Annotated in this window: 16 protein-coding genes and 1 tRNA gene; 13 read left to right on the forward strand and 4 right to left on the reverse strand. The window is 43.3% G+C overall.

All coding sequences use genetic code 11. From position 1 onward, the window contains the following. Positions 1 to 168: 168 nt before the first annotated feature. From cydA to nadA, 11 genes are all read left to right on the forward strand, one after another. A complete protein-coding gene (cydA, locus tag VHA01S_RS06895) occupies positions 169 to 1758 on the forward strand; it encodes a cytochrome ubiquinol oxidase subunit I (protein ID WP_023403635.1) in 1590 nt (529 codons plus the stop codon). Between the two features lie 15 nt (positions 1759 to 1773). After that, complete coding sequence (gene cydB, locus VHA01S_RS06900) at positions 1774 to 2910, forward strand: cytochrome d ubiquinol oxidase subunit II (protein WP_023403636.1); 1137 nt, start codon at positions 1774 to 1776, stop codon at positions 2908 to 2910. Positions 2911 to 2923: 13 nt separating this feature from the next. Further along, a complete protein-coding gene (cydX, locus tag VHA01S_RS18050) occupies positions 2924 to 3034 on the forward strand; it encodes a cytochrome bd-I oxidase subunit CydX (RefSeq protein WP_017032438.1) in 111 nt (36 codons plus the stop codon). A 337-nt stretch (positions 3035 to 3371) separates the two neighbouring features. Next, the gene (gene ybgC / locus VHA01S_RS06910) at positions 3372 to 3782 is read left to right on the forward strand and encodes a tol-pal system-associated acyl-CoA thioesterase (RefSeq protein ID WP_023403637.1); all 411 of its coding nucleotides are present in this window, start codon (positions 3372 to 3374) and stop codon (positions 3780 to 3782) included. Position 3783: 1 nt separating this feature from the next. Next, positions 3784 to 4467 carry a protein TolQ gene (gene tolQ, locus VHA01S_RS06915; protein WP_023403638.1) on the forward strand — a complete coding sequence of 228 codons (684 nt, stop codon included), beginning with the start codon at positions 3784 to 3786 and terminating at the stop codon, positions 4465 to 4467. Between the two features lie 3 nt (positions 4468 to 4470). Then, entirely contained in the window at positions 4471 to 4914 is a 444-nt protein-coding gene (tolR, locus tag VHA01S_RS06920) for a protein TolR (RefSeq protein WP_023403639.1), read from the forward strand. Positions 4915 to 4927: 13 nt separating this feature from the next. After that, positions 4928 to 5962, forward strand: a complete 1035-nt coding sequence (gene tolA / locus VHA01S_RS06925) for a cell envelope integrity protein TolA (protein WP_023403640.1) — start codon at positions 4928 to 4930, stop codon at positions 5960 to 5962. A gap of 10 nt (positions 5963 to 5972) precedes the next feature. After that, complete coding sequence (gene tolB / locus VHA01S_RS06930; protein WP_023403641.1) at positions 5973 to 7322, forward strand: Tol-Pal system beta propeller repeat protein TolB; 1350 nt, start codon at positions 5973 to 5975, stop codon at positions 7320 to 7322. Positions 7323 to 7368: 46 nt separating this feature from the next. Beyond that, positions 7369 to 7923, forward strand: coding sequence for a peptidoglycan-associated lipoprotein Pal (gene pal / locus VHA01S_RS06935; protein WP_023403642.1), 555 nt, complete (start codon positions 7369 to 7371; stop codon positions 7921 to 7923). An 18-nt stretch (positions 7924 to 7941) separates the two neighbouring features. Then, positions 7942 to 8721: a tol-pal system protein YbgF gene (gene ybgF, locus VHA01S_RS06940; RefSeq protein ID WP_023403643.1), complete on the forward strand. Its 780-nt coding sequence runs from the start codon at positions 7942 to 7944 to the stop codon at positions 8719 to 8721. 114 nt (positions 8722 to 8835) lie between these two features. Beyond that, the gene (nadA, locus tag VHA01S_RS06945; RefSeq protein WP_023403644.1) at positions 8836 to 9897 is read left to right on the forward strand and encodes a quinolinate synthase NadA; all 1062 of its coding nucleotides are present in this window, start codon (positions 8836 to 8838) and stop codon (positions 9895 to 9897) included. 95 nt (positions 9898 to 9992) lie between these two features. Here the strand turns inward: nadA and VHA01S_RS06950 are convergent, their stop codons facing one another. Then, positions 9993 to 10592, reverse strand: coding sequence for a UPF0149 family protein (locus VHA01S_RS06950; protein WP_023403645.1), 600 nt, complete (start codon positions 10590 to 10592; stop codon positions 9993 to 9995). 187 nt (positions 10593 to 10779) lie between these two features. On the opposite strand from VHA01S_RS06950, the gene VHA01S_RS06955 reads away from it, so the two are divergent. After that, a tRNA-Ser gene (locus tag VHA01S_RS06955) sits at positions 10780 to 10867 on the forward strand. A 531-nt stretch (positions 10868 to 11398) separates the two neighbouring features. Beyond that, a complete protein-coding gene (locus VHA01S_RS06960) occupies positions 11399 to 13366 on the forward strand; it encodes an ORC-CDC6 family AAA ATPase (RefSeq protein WP_023403646.1) in 1968 nt (655 codons plus the stop codon). A gap of 153 nt (positions 13367 to 13519) precedes the next feature. Here VHA01S_RS06960 and VHA01S_RS06965 read toward each other — a convergent pair whose 3' ends face one another. The 3 genes from VHA01S_RS06965 to VHA01S_RS06975 form a co-directional block, all read right to left on the reverse strand. After that, positions 13520 to 13903 carry a hypothetical protein gene (locus VHA01S_RS06965; RefSeq protein ID WP_023403647.1) on the reverse strand — a complete coding sequence of 128 codons (384 nt, stop codon included), beginning with the start codon at positions 13901 to 13903 and terminating at the stop codon, positions 13520 to 13522. Between the two features lie 208 nt (positions 13904 to 14111). Further along, entirely contained in the window at positions 14112 to 18212 is a 4101-nt protein-coding gene (locus VHA01S_RS06970) for a zinc-dependent metalloprotease (protein ID WP_023403648.1), read from the reverse strand. 547 nt (positions 18213 to 18759) lie between these two features. Further along, positions 18760 to 19830, reverse strand: a complete 1071-nt coding sequence (locus VHA01S_RS06975; protein ID WP_023403649.1) for a M42 family metallopeptidase — start codon at positions 19828 to 19830, stop codon at positions 18760 to 18762.

The following is a 19830-nucleotide window of genomic DNA, read 5'->3' on the forward strand; positions in this document are numbered from 1 at the left end:
GATATTTAATTATTTTTTTGAACGCAGCATGGATTGCCGCTAGAAATTTCTTCTATCAAACACTCCACGATGCTGTTTTGGGTAATTTAACTCTCAATGATGAGTCACTATTTATCTGGACTGGTATGGAATTGAACCTGTGTCTAGGAAGACACCCAAGGAGTTCTTATGATAGATGTCGTTGATCTGTCGCGACTGCAATTCGCGTTGACAGCAATGTACCACTTCCTATTTGTACCACTTACTTTAGGTCTAGCCTTCCTGCTTGCAATCATGGAATCCGTTTACGTGATGACAGGTAAGCAGATTTATAAGGATATGACTAAATTTTGGGGTAAGTTATTCGGTATTAACTTTGCCCTCGGTGTTGCAACCGGCCTGACCATGGAGTTCCAGTTCGGAACAAACTGGGCGTACTATTCTCACTACGTAGGCGATATTTTTGGCGCACCTCTTGCCATTGAAGCCCTAGTAGCCTTTTTCTTAGAATCCACTTTTGTTGGTCTGTTCTTCTTTGGTTGGGAACGTCTATCTAAACGCCAGCACTTAGTGGTGACTTGGCTAGTCGCATTAGGTTCTAACTTCTCTGCACTGTGGATTCTGATCGCTAACGGCTGGATGCAACATCCAGTGGGCGCAGAATTTAACTTTGAAACCATGCGTATGGAAATGGTGAGCTTTGCTGATGTTGTATTCAACCCAGTTGCTCAAGTTAAATTCGTCCATACTGTGGCGTCAGGTTACACCACAGGTGCAATGTTCGTTCTTGGTATCAGCTCTTACTACCTACTGAAAGGCCGTGATGTGGCGTTTGCTCGTCGTTCATTTGCTATCGCAGCCTCTTTTGGTATGGCTGCCATCCTTTCGGTAATCGTACTTGGCGATGAGTCTGGTTATGAGTTAGGTGACGTGCAGAAAGTGAAGTTGGCCGCAATTGAAGCTGAATGGCACACTGAGCCAGCACCAGCTGCCTTTACTGCATTTGGTATTCCAAACCAAGAAACCATGGAAACCGATTACGCGCTTAAGATTCCATACGTAATGGGTATCGTGGCAACTCGTTCAACGGACACTCAGGTAACGGGTTTACGCGATCTTCGCGAACAGCACGTTGATCGTATTCGTAACGGTATGTACGCCTATGAACTGCTTGAAAAACTGCGCGCAGGGGATCGCTCTGCTGAAAACAAAGCCGCATTTGACGAAGTAAAACATGACCTTGGTTATGGTTTATTGCTGAAACGCTACACCGATAAAGTGGTGGATGCGACCGAAACTCAAATCCAAGCGGCTGCGGATGATTCCATCCCAACAGTTTGGCCTCTATTCTGGTCATTCCGTCTAATGGTGGGTTGTGGATTTATCATGCTGTTCGTATTTGGCATGTCTTTCTTGCAAACTTGCCGTCAAAAAATCGAACAAAAACCTTGGTTGCTGAAAGCCGCTCTATGGAGTATTCCACTGCCGTGGATTGCCATTGAAGCCGGTTGGTTTGTGGCCGAATTTGGACGTCAGCCTTGGGCAGTAGGTGAAATCTTGCCGGTTCACGTGGCAGCGTCATCACTCACAATTGGCCAATTATGGGCATCGCTAGCCGCTATATTAGCGCTGTACACAGTGTTCTTGATTGCTGAAGTGTATCTAATGGTGAAATTCTCTCGCAAGGGACCAAGTAGCTTGAAGACAGGTCGCTATCATTTCGAACAACAAGACAATGATGAAGCGAAAGCAAAAATCGACCGTCAAGTTGAAGCATAATAAGGGAGCGAAATTATGTTTGAATATGAAGTTTTAAGATTTATATGGTGGTTGCTAGTTGGCATATTGTTTGTTGGCTTTGCTGTGACCGATGGATTTGACCTAGGGGTAGGCGCATTAGTGCCTATCATCGGTAAATCAGACAGCGAACGTCGCGTGATGATAAACAGTATTGCGCCGCACTGGGATGGCAACCAAGTTTGGTTGGTTACCGCTGGTGGCGCGCTATTTGCGGCATGGCCAACAGTGTACGCCACGTCATTCTCTGGCTTTTACTTTGCGATGATCTTGACCCTAGCGGCATTGTGGCTTCGTCCACTGGGCTTGGATTACCGTTCAAAGATCGAAGATCCAAAGTGGCGCAGCAGCTGGGATATTGCGATTTCAATCAGTGGTTTCGTACCGCCAATTATCTTCGGTGTAGCGTTTGGTAACCTATTACAAGGACTGCCATTCCAGCTAAACGAATTTATGATGTCTAGCTACCACGGTTCATTCTTTGGTCTATTAAACCCATTTGCACTGCTTTGTGGTTTAGTCAGCTTGTCTATGATCATTTTGCAAGGCGCAACTTGGTTGCAAATGAAGACCACTACCGAAGTACACGCTCGTTCACGTAAAGTGGCGCAGCTAACCGGTATTACCACTGCGTTGCTGTTTGTTATCGCCGGTTACTTCATCCATGGTATGGACGGCTATGTCATTACTAGCCAAATGGACCACAACGCTGCATCTAACCCTCTTAATAAAGAAGTGGTGCTAGAGGCGGGTGCTTGGTTGAACAACTTTGCTGAATACCCAGCATTGTGGGCAGCGCCTATTATCGGTGTATTGATGCCGCTATTGGCTGTGATTGCTTCACGCTGTGAAAAAGGCTTTGTGGCATTCTTATGCTCAAGCTTGGCTTGTGCGGGCATTATCTTTACCGCAGGCTTGTCAATGTTCCCGTTCATCATGCCTTCAAGCTTGAACCCTTCACAGAGCTTAACTATGTGGGATTCAACTTCAAGTGAACTGACTATGAATATTATGACGGCGGTTGCTTTTGTCATGGTTCCAGTAATTTTGGCTTACACCAGTTGGACTTACTACAAAATGTTTGGTCGCATCGATGCTAAATTCATCGAAGAAAACAAGAATTCACTTTACTAAGAAGGGATAAAGTATGTGGTATTTCGCGTGGATATTGGGTGTGTTGCTAGCGTGTGCTTTCGGCATCATCAATGCTCTATGGCTAGAGCACACAGAAATGATGGATAAAGACAAGCAAGACTAAGTCTTTAACTGTTACTAAAGAAGGTCAGAGTTGGGTTTTCCGCTCTGGCCTTTTTTGTATAATTTTATTACTAAGCGCAATAAACATCCCTTGTAGGAACGGATGACTGTATAATCAAGCGTCGTTATTTCTAGGGCAAATAATTTCTGTAGTAGAGCACAACTTGGTTTTGAAAATTGAACTATCTATATCAGAAACACTCTGAATTGGTTAAATAAAGTCAAATTTTGTTCAGTTAACCCACGAAATTGCCGTATGCGTCAAAAAAAGAGTGTTGCATAAAAAATAAAGCGATACATTGTGTATATTACAGGCGAGAAAATCAGGGACCTAAACGATGCCACAAGCCGAAAAGACATTATTTCGCTGGCCAATACGAATTTACTATGAAGATACTGATGCGGGTGGGATAGTCTACCACTCGAATTATCTGAAGTATTTTGAGCGGGCACGCACCGAAATGTTAAGGGTGATTGGTGTATCGCAAGAGGTTCTTTTACAACAGGAATTGGGTTTTGTTGTTCGACATATGGATATCGATTTTTTGCAAGGTGCAAAACTCGACCAAGAGTTGACAGTACTAACACATATTTCTCAAATTAAGCGTGCTTCTCTCGATTTTTGTCAAGAGATAGTCAATCTAGAAGGCAGAGTATTGTGCAAAGCTACGGTTAAGGTAGCATGTATCAATACCGCTAAAATGAGGCCTCAGGCCATACCCAGTTTCATGATCACGGAGTTATCGTAAAGTGTCCGCAGAAATCAATTTTATTGATCTTATTCTAGAAGCAAGCCTGCTGGTTCAGTTGGTTATGCTAACTTTGGTTGGTATGTCGATAGCCTCTTGGGCGATGATTATCAGCCGTAGCAAGGTTATCTCTGCCGCTTATGCTCACACAGAACGTTTTGAAGATAAGTTTTGGTCTGGTAAAGATCTCGGCAAACTTTATCACGAAGTGAAAGCGCGCAAAGGCAGTTTATCTGGCATTGAAGAGATTTTTTACTCAGGCTTTACTGAGTTTGCTCGTCTTCGCCGCACCAACGCTAACTCTCCAGACTTCATTATGGAAGGGACTGGCCGAGCCATGCGTGTATCAGTGGCTAGAGAAGTCGACAACCTAGAAACAAACTTACCGTTTTTGGCCACGGTTGGCTCTATCAGCCCGTATATCGGTTTGTTTGGTACGGTATGGGGCATCATGCATGCCTTTATTGCTCTTGGTCAGGTAAAGCAAGCGACGCTTGCCATGGTTGCACCAGGTATTGCAGAAGCATTGATAGCAACGGCTATGGGTCTATTTGCGGCGATTCCAGCGGTAATGTTTTATAACCGTTTAAGTAATCGCGTGGGTAAACTTGAGCATTCATACGCAACTTTCTCAGAAGAGTTCCATGCTATTTTGCACCGTCAAGCAATGAGCGAAAGGGACTAATTAATGGCGGGTTATCAACCTAAAAAACGTAAGATGACAGCCGAGATCAACGTGGTACCGTATATCGACGTGATGTTGGTACTGCTGATTATCTTTATGGTGACTTCTCCATTTGTCACCCAAGGTGTCGATGTTGATCTGCCTAAGACGCATAGCGCCACGCCAGCCTCAGAGCTTGCTGGAGACAGCGAAGCCAGTTTTATCATTATTGAGATAAACTCTAAAGGTGAGCTTGGTTTGAGTGTTAACGACCAAGAGATGCAACGTGGCATGAATCTGCAAGATATAGTGGTGCGAGTAAAAGCAGAACGAGCCATTTCTCCAAACTCTCCAGTTGCTGTGGGTGGCGATGCCGCTACTCCATACTCAGATGTGGTTCTAGTTCTCGATGAATTAAGCCAAGCAGGTATTGCGAAAGTTGGCCTGTTAACGGATATCAAGGAATAGAATCCAGTAGCCGATGAAACAAGATAAGAAGTTCATGAAATCACTTGTCATATCACTAGCAATTCACTTATTGCTAGTGATTGCTTTGATTTGGGGCACAAAATTTAATATGTCAAAGCCTGAACCTAAACCAAACATGGTTGAGGCGGTGGTCATTGACCCTAATGTGATTCACCAACAAGCGCGACAAATTCGTCAGCAGCGAGAAGCGGCAGCAAAGGCCGAGCAGCAACGCATTCGTAAGCTACGTGAACAAAGTGAACAGCTGGAAAAAAATCGCAAAGCAGAAGAGAAACGCATTCGTCGCTTAGCGGAACAAAAAGCGCAAGCGGAAAAGAAAGCCCGCGAAGCGGAGAAACATCGTCAGCTTAAAGCGCGTCAACGCAAAGAAGAAGAGCAGCGCGCAAAAGTGGCTAAAGCTGAGCGTTTAAAGAAAGAGCAAGCGACGAAAAAAGCTGAAGCAGAACGTGCGGCCAAAGTAAAAGCGGCCGCAGAAGCGAAGAAGAAAGCAGCCAAAGCCGAAGCTGATAGGGTAGCTAAAGAGAAAGCCGCCAAGGCAGCTGCGGAAAAAGCCCGCCAAGCCGAACAGAAAAAAATAGCTCAACAGAAAGCAGCCAAAGAAGCGGCTGAAAAGGCGAAAAAAGAGAAAGCACGTTTAGTTCAACTTGAGAAAGAGCGTAAAGAGAAAGAAGCGGCGCTGAATGACATTTTCTCAGGTCTTGAAGCGGAAGCGGCGAGTAACTCTAGCGCCCGTAGTCGCGCCATCACCGATGAGATTTCGCGTATGGGTGAGGTGTATAAACAGATGATTCAACGAGAGTTGTTGTTAGATGACTCTTTTAAAGGCAAAGAGTGTAAGGTCAATTTACGCTTGATCCAAGCGGGCAGCACCTTCATGGTTAGCGATCTTAGAACGCTTTCGGGTGACTCAAGCTTATGTCGAGCGGCAAAAACAGCCGTATCAAAAGTGGCTAGCTTTCCGCTACCAAAAGATAAAGCGGCCATTGATAAACTCAAGAATATTAACTTAACCGTTGCACCTGAATAAGGAAACCCCGGTGATTAAACGATTATTAGTAAGTTTAGTAATGATGTGCAGTTTGGGCGTATCTGTTGCCCATGCTTCACTTGAATTGGTGATTACAGAGGGCGTGAATTCTGCGCGTCCCATTGGCATAGTGCCATTTAAATGGGCTGGGCCGGGTAAACTTCCGCACGATGTTTCGGCTGTGATTGCCTCCGATTTACAGCGCAGTGGCAAATTTAGCCCAATCCCAACTAACCAAATGCCACAAACACCGTATCAAGATAAGGATGTGGATTATTCGGCATGGACAGCAATGGGCGTTGATGCGTTGCTAACCGGCACAATTACCGATGCCGGGGATGGCAAATACCGCGTCCAGTACAAACTGATTGATGTGGTGCGCGGCGCGTTGACCAATGGCCAGTCGAAATCACTGCAAGACGGCAAATTAGTGCTTTCGAAAGATCACATTTTATTTAATAAACAAGCGACAGTGCCAGGCCCCCGTTTACGCGAGTACGCTCACAGAATTTCAGATTTAGTGTACGAGCAGTTAACGGGCGATCGCGGCGCATTTTTAACTCGCATCGCTTACGTAGTGGTTAATGATAAAGACAGCTACCCGTATCAGCTGAGAATCGCAGACTACGACGGCTACAATGAACGCTTAGTGTTACGTTCTAAACAACCGCTAATGTCCCCATCTTGGTCACCAGATGGTAGACAGCTTGCTTATGTCAGTTTTCAAAGCGGACACTCAGAAATTTACTTAATGAATATCTATACTGGCAAAAGAGAGAAGCTAACGTCATTCCCTCGTCACAATGGTGCACCAGTATTCTCCCCTGATGGGAAGTCTTTGGCTTTAACACTCTCTAAAACCGGTAGTCTGCAAGTGTATACAATGGACTTGGCGACTAAAAAGCTAAAACAAATTACTCGTGGTCGCGCAAATAATACTGAACCATTTTGGCATCCAGATGGCAAATCGCTAATATTCACTTCTGACAGGGGTGGTAAGCCTCAGATTTATCAAGTAAATTTAGCGAGCGGCGCAAGTAAGAGGTTGACTTGGCAAGGTAACCAAAACTTGGGTGGTCAAATTACACCAGATGGACGTTTCATGATTATGGTGAATCAATCTCGTTCAGGCTTTAATTTGGCGAAACAAGATTTGGAGACTGGGGCGGTTCAAGTGTTAACAAAAACACTACTAGATGAGTCTCCGAGCATAGCTCCAAACGGCGGAATGGTGATATACAGCTCGATGTATAACAAAAATAATGTACTATCAATGGTCTCTATTGATGGGCGTTTTAAAGCCAGACTACCAGCAACCAATGGGCGTGTAAGAGCACCCGCTTGGTCACCGTTTTTGTAATCATTTCGCAACAACGTTACTTTTTATACAATAAGGAAAATTTATAATGCAACTTAATAAAGTTTTGAAAGGACTGCTAATCGCACTTCCTGTACTGGCTATGACAGCTTGTAGTTCATCTGACGATGCTACGGATGCATCAGATGCACAACAAACAACTAACCAAGAAACTCAACAAGCTACGCCAGCAGAAACTACAGATACAACAGTAGTATCTCCAATGACTGATGAGCAAAAATTGGCTGAAGAACGTGAAGTTGCTGAAAAAGCACTACGTGAAAACACTACTCTTTACTTTGCATACGACAACTCTGCAATCAGCTCTGAGTACGAAGAAATGCTTTCAGCTCACGCTAAATTCCTAAGCGAAAACCCAGATGTTAAAGTTTCTATCGAAGGTCACGCTGATGAGCGCGGTACTCCTGAGTACAACATCGCACTAGGCGAGCGTCGTGCTAACGCAGTATCTAACTACCTACAAGCTTCTGGTGTTCAAGCTGACCAAATCTCTATCGTAAGCTACGGTGAAGAGAAGCCTCTACAACTAGGTCAAACAGAAGAAGCGTACGCGAAAAACCGTCGTGCGGTTCTAGTTTACTAATCTTAGGAAGACGTAAACATGATCAGTAACTATAAGCGAGCAGTTGCGCTTACGTTACTAGCAAGTGCGGCGAGTGTTTCATTCGCCGCACCAGCTCCCGTTTCTGATCTCAACTCTAGCAGTGTCTCGACGTCAAAATCTTCCACTGCCTCTAAAGAAACTGAGACACAACGTCTGGAGCGTTTGCTTAGAAACAGCAACCGAGTTCAAGCTAATTTGCAACAACAAGTCGACGGTTTGTCGATGGATTTAAGCCAATTACACGGTGAACTTGAAAGAAGCACGCACGAAAGAGAACAACTTGTCGAAAGACAAAAAGAATTGTTTATTGAGTTAGACCGTATTCGTACCGAATTAGTCGAACTTAAAAAAGCCCCAGCTCAGCCAGCTCAAGCTGCGCCGGAAGGAAAGTACTCTTCTAACCAAGGTGAGCAGCAGGCTTATCAAAGCGCCGTGGATCTTATTCTAAAAAATAAAGACTATGACGCCGCCACCGTTGCCCTAGAACAGTTCAAGAAAGACTTCCCTGAATCGGTTTATTCGGCCAACGCCAGCTATTGGCTAGGACAGCTCTACTTCTCGAAAAAGAACGACGTAGAGTCAGCCAAGGCATTTGCGTCTGTGGTTTCTCACGAGAAGTCGAACAAACGTGCTGATGCATTGGTTAAGCTTGGTGATATTGCTGTGCGTAATAACAGTGCCAGCGCCGCTAAGAAATACTATCAACAAGCGATTGATGAGTATCCAAACACAGCGTCCGCCAGTTCAGCTCAGCAAAAATTGTCGAAACTGAAATAATCATAAATTGATTAGTAAAAGCTCAACTTTTTAGTTGGGCTTTTTTGCTTTTGGCAACCAGACTCAAAGCAGTGTACAATGCCCTGAGTTAGAGGAAGTTGCCCGAGCATTGCAATGAGCCAAATATTAGAAACAGCACCAACAATATACCCATTCCCTCCAAAACCTGTTCCATTGAGCGAAGATCAAAAGCAGGCTTATAAGGAGAGCATCAAAACGCTTCTTAAAGAAAAAGACGCGGTCTTGATTGCCCATTACTATACCGATCCAGAGATCCAAGCCCTAGCAGAAGAAACCGGCGGTTTTGTCGGCGACTCACTAGAGATGGCTAAATTTGGTAATCGTCACTCTGCAAAAACTTTGATTATTGCAGGCGTACGTTTCATGGGAGAGTCTGCCAAGATCTTGACCCCAGAAAAAACCATCTTGATGCCAACCCTAAAAGCAGAGTGTTCTCTTGATCTAGGTTGTCCTGAAGACGCATTTACTCAGTTTTGTGATGAACACCCTGACCATACGGTTGTAGTTTACGCAAACACCTCAGCAGCGGTTAAAGCGCGCGCTGATTGGGTAGTAACGTCCAGTATCGCCTTAGAAATCGTCGAGCACTTGGATGCAGAAGGTACGCCAATCATTTGGGGTCCAGACCGTCATTTAGGCTCTTACATCGCCAACCAAACTGGCGCAGAGATGCTACTGTGGAACGGCGAATGCGTGGTCCATGATGAGTTTTCTGCCAAAGCACTCAGAGACATGAAAGCGGTTTACTCAGATGCGGCTATTCTTGTACACCCTGAGTCACCTGCTAGCGTAGTTGCACTTGCCGATGCTGTCGGTTCAACCAGCCAGCTGATCAAAGCGGCCAAAGAGCTTCCACAAAAGCAATTAATCGTTGCTACCGACAAAGGTATCTTCTTTAAGATGCAGCAACTTGTGCCAGAGAAAGAGCTGATTGAAGCACCAACTGCAGGCGCAGGTGCAACCTGTCGTAGCTGTGCACATTGCCCGTGGATGGCGATGAACGGCCTAAAAGCCATTGAATCGGCACTTAAATTTGGCGGCGCTGATCACGAGATCTTTGTCGACGAAGAAGTTCGCGTTAAATCACTGATTCCGCTCAATCGCATGCTAGATTTTGCTGAGCAGTTGAACATTAAAGTGAAGGGTAACGCTTAGTAGTTACTACTTGCTTACCGGCACCAAATAAAAAACCTCGACGCACAGCGTCGAGGTTTTTTTATTTATATGAGTCTTATTAGTAGTGTAGAAAATTACTGCTCAGAAGCCAGTACAGCGCCACGCTGAGTTAATCCACACAACATCATAGGCACAGCATTAAAGATCTCTACAAACTGATCTAAGCCATTCATGCCTTCTTCTGACAAGGTCGCCAGTGAAGTCTCAGGATCGTAAAGCATACTAATAGAAAGCAATACACCGCCAAGCAATGCATTATCTTGGCTATTTTCAGGCATCAGCGTTTGCCAATCGTCCTGCGCCAACTGCCAGCCTTGTAGCAGACCTTCACAAAACTCTTTAGTCGCTTCAGTCACGATCTCTTGATCGTTCAAGCCACATTCAATAGGCCACTGCCAAGAGTCGTCAAACAGAGCAGGGCGGGTAGCATTCCAAGAACCCACTACCGCTTCTAAATACGCCTCTAACTGTTCACCATCGCTAAAAGGTGCCGTTTCTTCACCACCCCATAAATACGCCACCCACTGCGAGGGATCAAGCACATGAGGTGCAGCCGCAACAGCAGTAATAAACCCAAGAGTTTGATGATAAGGAAGAAGGCGGTCTTCCAGCTCAGGTTGAGCAATAATCTGTGCTAAATCCAAAATATTCGTCCAAATAAAGGTTTTCCTCATTGTATCAAGCCTTACCCAACAACTGGAATGCTAATTAGTAGCAAAAGCATCAATTTCCAACGAACTAGACAATAATTGTCCAAACAGACCAAAACTAAGCAAAAACACCCCAAATCTACTTGACCAACCGCCCACAAATCATTAAATTAGCGCCTCGTTGACTGACACAGTCAACCCAATCAAATTCGGTGAGTTGTCCGAGTGGCTGAAGGAGCACGCCTGGAAAGCGTGTATACGGCAACGTATCGAGAGTTCGAATCTCTCACTCACCGCCACATTAGAAACCCTTGCTTCGGCGAGGGTTTTGTCGTTTTAGGTCTACCTGTTTTCTCTAACACGGACACAGGACACAGACACAATGTATTTAACCAAATCTAACTATGGTATCTATTACTTTAGATTTACTGTTAGAAGAAACGGTATACAGCATCAACCTAAGTTATCTTAAAGAACCAAGTGTAAGCGCAAAGCTAGATACCATTCCGTTATCTTGACTAATGCTATATGAATGGCTTCAGTTACCAAAAATGCTTATCGGCTCTCAATTGTTTAGAACAAAAGGAAAAGATTAATCAGAGAGATCTATGTCATTTATTTTCCTTTTCATTGTGCATACATCACTCATGGATTTGATTGTTTAAAATATGCATGAACGGTGCGCGTATGAGTTCAGTAAAAAGAGAAAGTCCCCCGCAAAAAGCTTGATAGTCTAGGTTTCAACCTTTATTAGTTTGATTCAACACAAAAGTAATCATTTAGTTTTCGTTATATGATAGTGGTGACATAAAAATAATAGGGCTAGCTGAATGAAATCTCTGAGTGAAATACTTGTGACTATGCCGAGGCGAGCGGAGCGCAAGCCAGATGATTACTTAGTTAAATCATTTGTTCATGTTGGTTCAGTCTTTTCACTATTTTCTTGTGCTGAAAACCAAATTATTTACGGACGGCGAGGCACAGGGAAGACTCACCTTCTTAGATATTTGAAGAATGATACTCAAGAGCAAGGCATTATTACTGTCAGTTTAGACATGAGAACCATGGGCTCTACGGGAGGAATGTATTCTGATACGAATTTGAGCCTCAGTGAAAGGGCTTCAAGACTGCTATCAGATACCCTTTGTGAGGTTAGGGAACAGATTCTAGAAGAAAGTTACAATAACGATGAATGTGACTTTTCTGTCCTAGTTCCGCTCTTGGACAGCTTTGTTGAAGAAGCAACGAATATGACTGTGCAAGGTCAGTTTGAAGTCGAGACTAGTTCAAGTAATTCAGTTTCTCAAGAATCCACTAGCGGTCTAAATGCTACATTATCAACAACGCCACAACTGGGAGGCTCATACACTGACCGAACAAAAGAAAGCTGCTTAGGGTCATCCACAACAAGAGAAAGTGGTAAAAGAACCTTGCGAATTCACTTCGGTGCTCTTTCGAGGATATTGACTCGTATTGTTAAGCATTTACCAGGGCAGAGTCTCTATTTATTGATAGATGAGTGGAGTGAGATTCCACTAGACCTTCAGCCATACTTAGCGGATATGCTTAGGCGGATAGTTTTTTCTATCCCGTCTGTTACGGTAAAAATTGCGGCAATCACGCATCGTTCTAACTTTCGCACATGTTATGACAGCGGTGAATTTATTGGCTTGGAAGTTGCCTCAGATGCATCAACCTCTATTAACTTAGACCAGTTTATGGTCTTTGATAGTGACAGTGAGAAGTCAGTACAATTTTTTAAAAACCTGATTTATAAGCATGTACAGGCATCAGATAAATGTGGTGTTGTTCCTGACAATGTGGAGGCTTTTATCTCTCAGGTTTTTACGAATAAGCCCGCTCTAGAAGAGTTTACTAGAGCCAGTGAAGGTGTTCCAAGAGATGCTATTCATATCATATCCCAAGCCTCACTGTATGCAGACGGAAGAAAAATCGGAGTCACGGGTATTCGTAACGCAGCTAGACACTGGTACACGACTTCAAAAAGCAAAGACATCAATTCTCGAACAGAAGCAGTTAAATTACTTGAGTGGATTGTCAGCGCCGTCATAGCTGATAAGAAAACTAGAGCGTTTTTAGTCCAAAGCGACACAAATGACTCGTTAATCGATTTCTTGTTTGACGCAAGGGTGATTCATTTGATTAAACAAGGTGTATCTGTGAGTACGGTACAAAGTCAGAAGTTTAACCTGTATTCGTTAGACTATGGCTGTTACGCACATTTAATAAATACTAAAGATGAGCCTAAAGGGCTTCTATGTGATGATTCTAGTTACATAACCGTCCCTCGAATCGACAATATGTATAACCGGAACTCTATCCTTGATTTGGAAAGATACTATCAGGCGGGATTATTACCTTTTTTCGAAAATACTTCGGAAATTAGTCTTCCCAAGCAATTCTACTCTAAACCAATTAGAGCATTGGATTTTGATGATACGATTCTTAAGGAACTTCCTAAGTTCTTGGAAGCTAGAAAAGTCAAAGGAACACTCTATCTCCCGTTGGTGTTTGCAGGGCTTGTAGTTCGCACTAAGCAGGGATATAACTCAAGTAGCGGTAGTGAGATAACAAAGGCAATTAACACGTATATCGTCACCGACCCTAAGAACATAAAAGCTCCTAATAACATATCTCGTGCTTTGAGGCAGGAACCGCTAGTTAGTGAAGGTTGGTTAGACATAGCACATAAAGGAGTTATTCCATTATTTAGTTTGTCTGATGATTGGGAGGGGTACTGGACTGAGTACTTTAAGTGTCAGCCACCTAGGCTCTAAATTGTATTAGTTCAGACCTGATCTGACAGTTACCCACTTTTTACTTGGTGCCTGTCAGATTATATCTGAATTAGTACATCTAAATAACACAAAAGAAAAGCCCCATGAACGGACTCTCTTCTTGATAGAATATCAAGTCATCCGCTGAGTTGGCTAAGCTGTTCCTCTTAGATCTTTAATTAATAATGCAGTTTCTTTTAATTCTTGTTTCGATTGACATTGACTTATTAGATTGGTCACAAATGCATTAAATTCTGCATCATTCATATTTCTAACCAACTCTTTAGTTTGAAGGTACTCTTGATACTCCGGTGTAACTTTTGTCGGATTTAGTTGTTGTTCCATAAACTCTTTGAACTCTTTATCACTCATGGTCTTCTCATTATCAGGCTTGCCTTTGTTATGACGATACTTGCCTAAATCATGTTTTCGCTTAAAGTTATTCTCAGCTCTGTTTAGGGCTCTATTGCTTGCTCTAAATGCTGTGCCCATAAGACCAGCAATGATGAATATAAATATGAATGTAAGAAATTTCATAGTTGTTACTCTTCCTCTGGTTTAGAGGTAAAACTTATCAAATATGGAGAGAATAACCATGAACAGGTTTGTCAGTAGGGTTCATGTTTTGTATTGAGTTGGTTAATTCTTTGAAAACTATCTCTGTACTGAGAAGAGTTTGTCCCCAAACAAAAAAGCGACGCCCTAGGGCGTCGCTTCCATTCTAGTCTATCTTAGAATCAACAAATTATATGTTGGTTAGAACAGACGTATCATCTAATTGAGCATCGCTATCAGTGCGAGGCATAGTCTCTAAGATGGTTTGCAAACGAGCCAACTTAGCGTCAAGGACAGCTTGTTCTGCTGCAACTTTATTCTGCGCTCTTGCCATAAATGTTTGAATATATCCATTTAACAATACCAAACCTAAACGGTTGTTCTCTTTAAGAACGAACTTACTATTTGAGTTAGGAAGACGAACAATTAAGCTTTGAGCTGTTGCTGTATGGTGTAATAACTTCGAAAAGTCATCAGCCGCACTAGCAAAGGTTGTTGTATCGTTAAAATCAAACGTGACAGGTGTTTCATAAGAATAAATGGCATCTTCTGTGTAAACACTTGCAAACTCACGGTAACCTTTACTTGCTGCCTGCAGACCAACATCTGTGTTTTTGGTGGTTGAACCAAGCACAAACTGGTTAAGCATAGCGCGCAAAATACTAATATTTCCTGAAATAGGAAGGTTGAAGTATTGCGCTGCATCGTAAGCGAACGTTGGCATAGTTTCTATGTTCGTTGTTGCCCAGTCAGCCGATACGTTGTAATTGATATTTTGTGCCGCGTAGCCAGTCACTACCGCTGTAATTGCGTCATTATCAATTACACCATTGGTTGCAGCTGAACCGCTATTATAAATATCACCGCTAAGTACTTGGTAACATTGCGCTTCGTTAGGATCATTAGAGTTACCAAATGTATTACCTAATGCTTGACGACAAATACCCATTTTTAAGATTTCGCCGGCAAAGTTACTATCTGCTAATGCAGCTGTTGTACTTGACGTTTTTAAGCGTGGGTGGAAACGACCCAGTAGTGTTCTCACCGCTAGCAGTTTGTCTGGCCATACGCCCAATACATCACGATCGTTAATGTATGGATGGTTAGGATCAGCAACGTCTGCAGTTAAACTATTTAATGAGTGTCCAGTAAATTCTACACCTTTAGGCGTAATATCAATACTTTGTCCATCAAGTGTATAGTGCTTGCTAGGTCCTTTAGGTAGTAAACGGTTGTTTGGACCTAATTGATCTAGCGCACTTTGCACCATTTTGTTTAATAGCTCTTGATGAGTATCGCCATCAACAATCACTTCACCTGGTTCAAGGTCTAATGGACCGTGTGCTTTAACATACTCTGACTTAACGAGATCAAATGGAAGATTCAAAAGACCTGGAGTCGGAACAGTAGCACCTGTTGAATCAGTAGTCTCACTTTCATAGTAGGCTGAAATGTTACGATTCACTTGCGATAGGGCAGTAGTCAATAAGAATTGACGTGCGTTATCGGTACCTGCAACTAGGTCACATACTAACGATGCGATATGTTCATCGTTGTAGGTGGCCATCAGCATAGATAGGTTGCTTGGATCGTATTTACCAGTATCAGGATCTTGAGTACGACACTGCGTAATAATACTGTGAATAATATTTTGGTGATCAAGACTCATAGAATCTTCACCAGAGCCTAATAGATCGTGTGAATCTTCAATAAACGCGTGTAGCGAGTTGAAGGTGTTCATTCGACCTAGTATGTAAGACGTTAGGTAAGCCATACCATAGTCTTCTTGACCATTACGGGTGTTGTTTCTGGTGTAGCTGGCTTCGTAATCGTCAATTTTGTTGTGCACGATTTGTGCGCTGGTGAAGCCTGCGTCAAAGCGGTTACAAGTGTTGCCTAAGAAAACATTCTCATCTGTACAGAATTGGAAGCTCTTAAGCACTTTCTTCAGTTTAGCGTCAGTAACACCACGTGAGTAATGACCGTAGCCTTCACCACGACCGTCAAGATCGGCAATTTCAGCACGACGTTTTTGATCGCGCGGTTTTAGCGAGATGTAGTTACCTTCAATTGGTGTGTCTTCTAGTCCTGCGTTTTTTGCACCTTTATATGCGGTTAGTGCAGCACTTGAAAGTTCAACTTTACGCGCATAACCAAAGCGTAGTGCCGCCATATCATAAGGGCCGTAACCAGTAGAGTAAGCGTCTAGGCTGTATTCCATACGGCTACTAGAGTTTGAATGCGGTTCAATGTTTGGATAACCCACAGAGGCTAGCTTTTGCTTCAATTTAGCCATTTGCGCGTCATTGAAGTTGTAGTTTTCTGCATCCACACTACCTAAGAAGTTGTGACGTAGGCCTAAGCTGTGTCCCATTTCATGAGTTAGTGTACTTGCAAAAATTGCCGCTGATAGTTTCACTTTCAGATCTTGTTGCTGAGCAACAGTCAAATCTTTGAAGTTTTTCAACTTAGTATGGGTAGCATCGGTGTAGTAGCCATCGCTGTTCCAGTCGATGCGATACTTGTTTGCCGCCTCACCAGGTAATTCACGTACGCCTTGTGGCAGCGTGCGATAATCGCCGTTACCAAATGCAGTATGCTCTAGCGCTTGAACACTTAACATGTTGTTACGACCAAGAGTGTACATGTCTTCTTGTTTGGCTTGTGCTTGACGTTCTAGGGATACTGTTTCGCCCATTTCACGGTCAGCAATGATATCGCTTTGTGTTTTGTGGCGAGCTAATTCCATCACTTGACTGTTAGACAGCGCATCAAAACCGCCAGCAAGTACGTTAGCCAAATGGTTTAACTTCTCACCGAATAAGTAGCTACCATTCGAACCAGGCAGTACAGGGGTGATAACATAGCGAGCTTGGTTAGCGGTTAAGCCTGATTTGGTCGCTTTGTATTTAATTGGATTTGCAACGAGCTCATCAAATTGTTTTTGTGACATTTTGCCGTGGTTGTATGCACGACGCAGACGTTGCCAATAAGGTGGAACCACATTGATTGCGTTACCGCTATATTGGTTTACTACACCCGAAACAATTTCACCGGTCAGTGGGTTAACTGCTGTTGGCGCGTAACCTAATAGACCATTCGCTAATGGTTCATCAGCAAGTTCAATGATTGCGTAGCGTAAATCACCAGATTGACGATTGCCTGCTGGAGCCAATTCAATTTGAGGAACGCCAGTATTAAACACTTCGTTTTCTGCGTTGATTAAGGCAATGCCTTGAGTCGCTGCCGCTAGGTACGGTGCGTTCTTCGCTTCATAGAAGTTGTTTGATAAGTAGTAATGCAGTTTTGCCTTTTCAGGGTTCCAACGATTTAAGTATTGACGGAACTGACCATTTTGGTCGTCTTCGTTAAAGGTATCGTTGTGATCAATGCGCGTTTTAAAGAAGCCAAATGTAGAGGATTCTTGCTCTGCGTAAGGAACTGGTTTGTAGTTTTCTGAAACTAGAGTGCGCGAATGAGCGTCGCCATCTTTACGAGGAGAATCTAGTGCCACAATCGAAACAAAGCTAGTTACTGTGAGAGAGTAGTTGTCTAGGCTGTCTTGTGGCGAGAAACCTGCACAGGCAGCAGATGTGCTTGCCGTATAATCTTGCGCGATTTCTAAGTTGATAACGCCATTTTTTAGATCGATTTCATGACCGTTCCAAGTGACCTTTTTGCCGTCTGCAGTTTCTTCGGTGCGGTGAACAATACGTGGATCGCCAACTTCAGTCAGACAGCGGCTAATATCCATGTCGTTGAAACCAAGGTCTTTAACGGTAATGTTAGCTAAATCAGGAACGAAGTACTTTTTCTGATCCCATTTCACATCGGCATCAGTATTTTCTTCTTCTTGGTTAGTACACTTATCATAACTGTCAGTCGCACATTTATAATCAATGTAGCTACCGTTGATAGTCACTAATGGACGAAGATCTTCAGGATTATTATATGGAGAATATTCTTGGCCATCACCGATAGCACCTTTGTCTTCTTGTAACACTTCAATCCCGTTTTCAGAACGTTGTAAAGTGACAAGTTTGGTATCGTTGTACCACGTGTTACTGCCTAAAGAAGCAAAGTAACGCGGTGCTTTACGAATAGTGCGTAGGTAAAGGTAACGACGAGCATGTGTTAAGCCATCAGCAGCTGTGACGGTTTGCTCGATGTCAGCGCTTGAAATCATGTCAGGGTCTTTGGCGACCGTGTCATAAGACTCATTACCTGGGCCACAACCAAAAAGGCTGGCGGAAACAAGTATTAAGCTGCAATGCAGCAGACTTTTTCTCATATTTTGTTCCTATTTAAACTTGCCATAAGTGTTAATCCACTTGGATGTATATCCCTATACAAGAGCTTACTGAACGCAGTTACTAGGTGCGAAACGGCTTCGCCTTGAGACAGCATTACTTGCATGTGGTTACACTCAACGTTACGTAATTCTTATCTGACTTTTAAAGACGAAAATACGGCTCAAAAGTTGCGATATTAAGTGAGCTAAAAGGAGGTGTTTCCTTATTGAGCTCTACTTATGGTCACGACTTTATAAAAATTGTTGGATAGCACTTAAATCGAGCTAAGCGTTAAAGCAAAAAAATCGTGACACGCTATGTTAGCGCATTACATGTGTTGCATTTCAAATCGGTAAATAAGATTACGAAATTCACTGGAACTCAAAGTAAGGTTTTGTTATGCGCTGACAAACCCATAAACAAGGTTTTGTTAAGGGTGAAATGGCTAAATCTGAAATATGAGTAGGGGGGAGATTGAAGGTATTAAAGAGGAGAAATCTACATTAAATAAAGCAAAGCGGCACCTAAAAGGCGCCGCTGGTGTGATTAGTCCATTAATAGACGATTGACAGTGTCACGATCTAAACGTTTCACTAGTTCAGTGATAAGTTTAGTGGTCGCGTTGTAATCTTGTTTATGGATCATCGAAGTATGAGAGTGGATATAACGTGATGGAATACCGATTGAAATAGACGGTGCACCATTGCCAGATACGTGCATCATACCTGCGTCAGTACCGCCACCGTTTAATACTTGGTATTGGAACGGAATATCAAGTTCTTCACAAATAGTAATGCACAGTTCGCGCAGACCTTTGTGACCGACCATTGATGCATCTTTTAATGTCAGTTGCGGACCTTTACCCATTACGCCTTTGTTGTCACATCCTGGAGTATCATCGGCAATACCTACATCGACAGCAATCGCGATTTCTGGTTGAACTAAGTTAGATGCAGTGCGCGCGCCGCGCAGGCCTACTTCTTCTTGTACTGTGCCAACCGAGAACAATTGGTTTGGATGAGCAACGTCTTTTAGGTTGTCCATAACATCCAAAGCAATAGCACAACCAATGCGGTTATCAAACGCTTTACCTAGTAGGTAGTCTTTGTTCGCCATTTCGCGAAATTCGATATAAGGGGTGATCATATCGCCAGGTTTAATACCTAGAGCTTCAGCTTCTTCTTTTGTCGCAACACCGATATCGATGAACATAGCGTCAATTTCAACAGGTTTAGCACGCTCTGCAGGTTTAAGGATATGGGGTGGTTTGCTACCAATAACGCCGTGGATATGTTCGCCAGCACCGGTAGTAATTGTCAGCTGTTGCGCCAACATAACTTGGTTCCACCAACCGCCGAGTGGGGTGAATTTTACAAAACCGTCTTTGTTGATTTCAGTGACCATGAAGCCCACTTCATCCATGTGGCCAGCCAGCATAATGCGAGGGCCGTTTTCTACGCCCACTTTTTTACCAATAATGCTGCCAATATTGTCCAATACAACGTCGTCTGCAACGCCTTCAAAGCGTTGCGCCATGTATTTGCGACACTCACCTTCGTTGCCCGGTACGGCGTTTAGCTCGGTCAGTTTTTTAAGTTCTAGAATTTTATTTTCCAT

It is taken from the genome of Vibrio halioticoli NBRC 102217, assembly GCF_000496695.1.
GTDB classification, from domain to species: Bacteria; Pseudomonadota; Gammaproteobacteria; order Enterobacterales; family Vibrionaceae; genus Vibrio; species Vibrio halioticoli.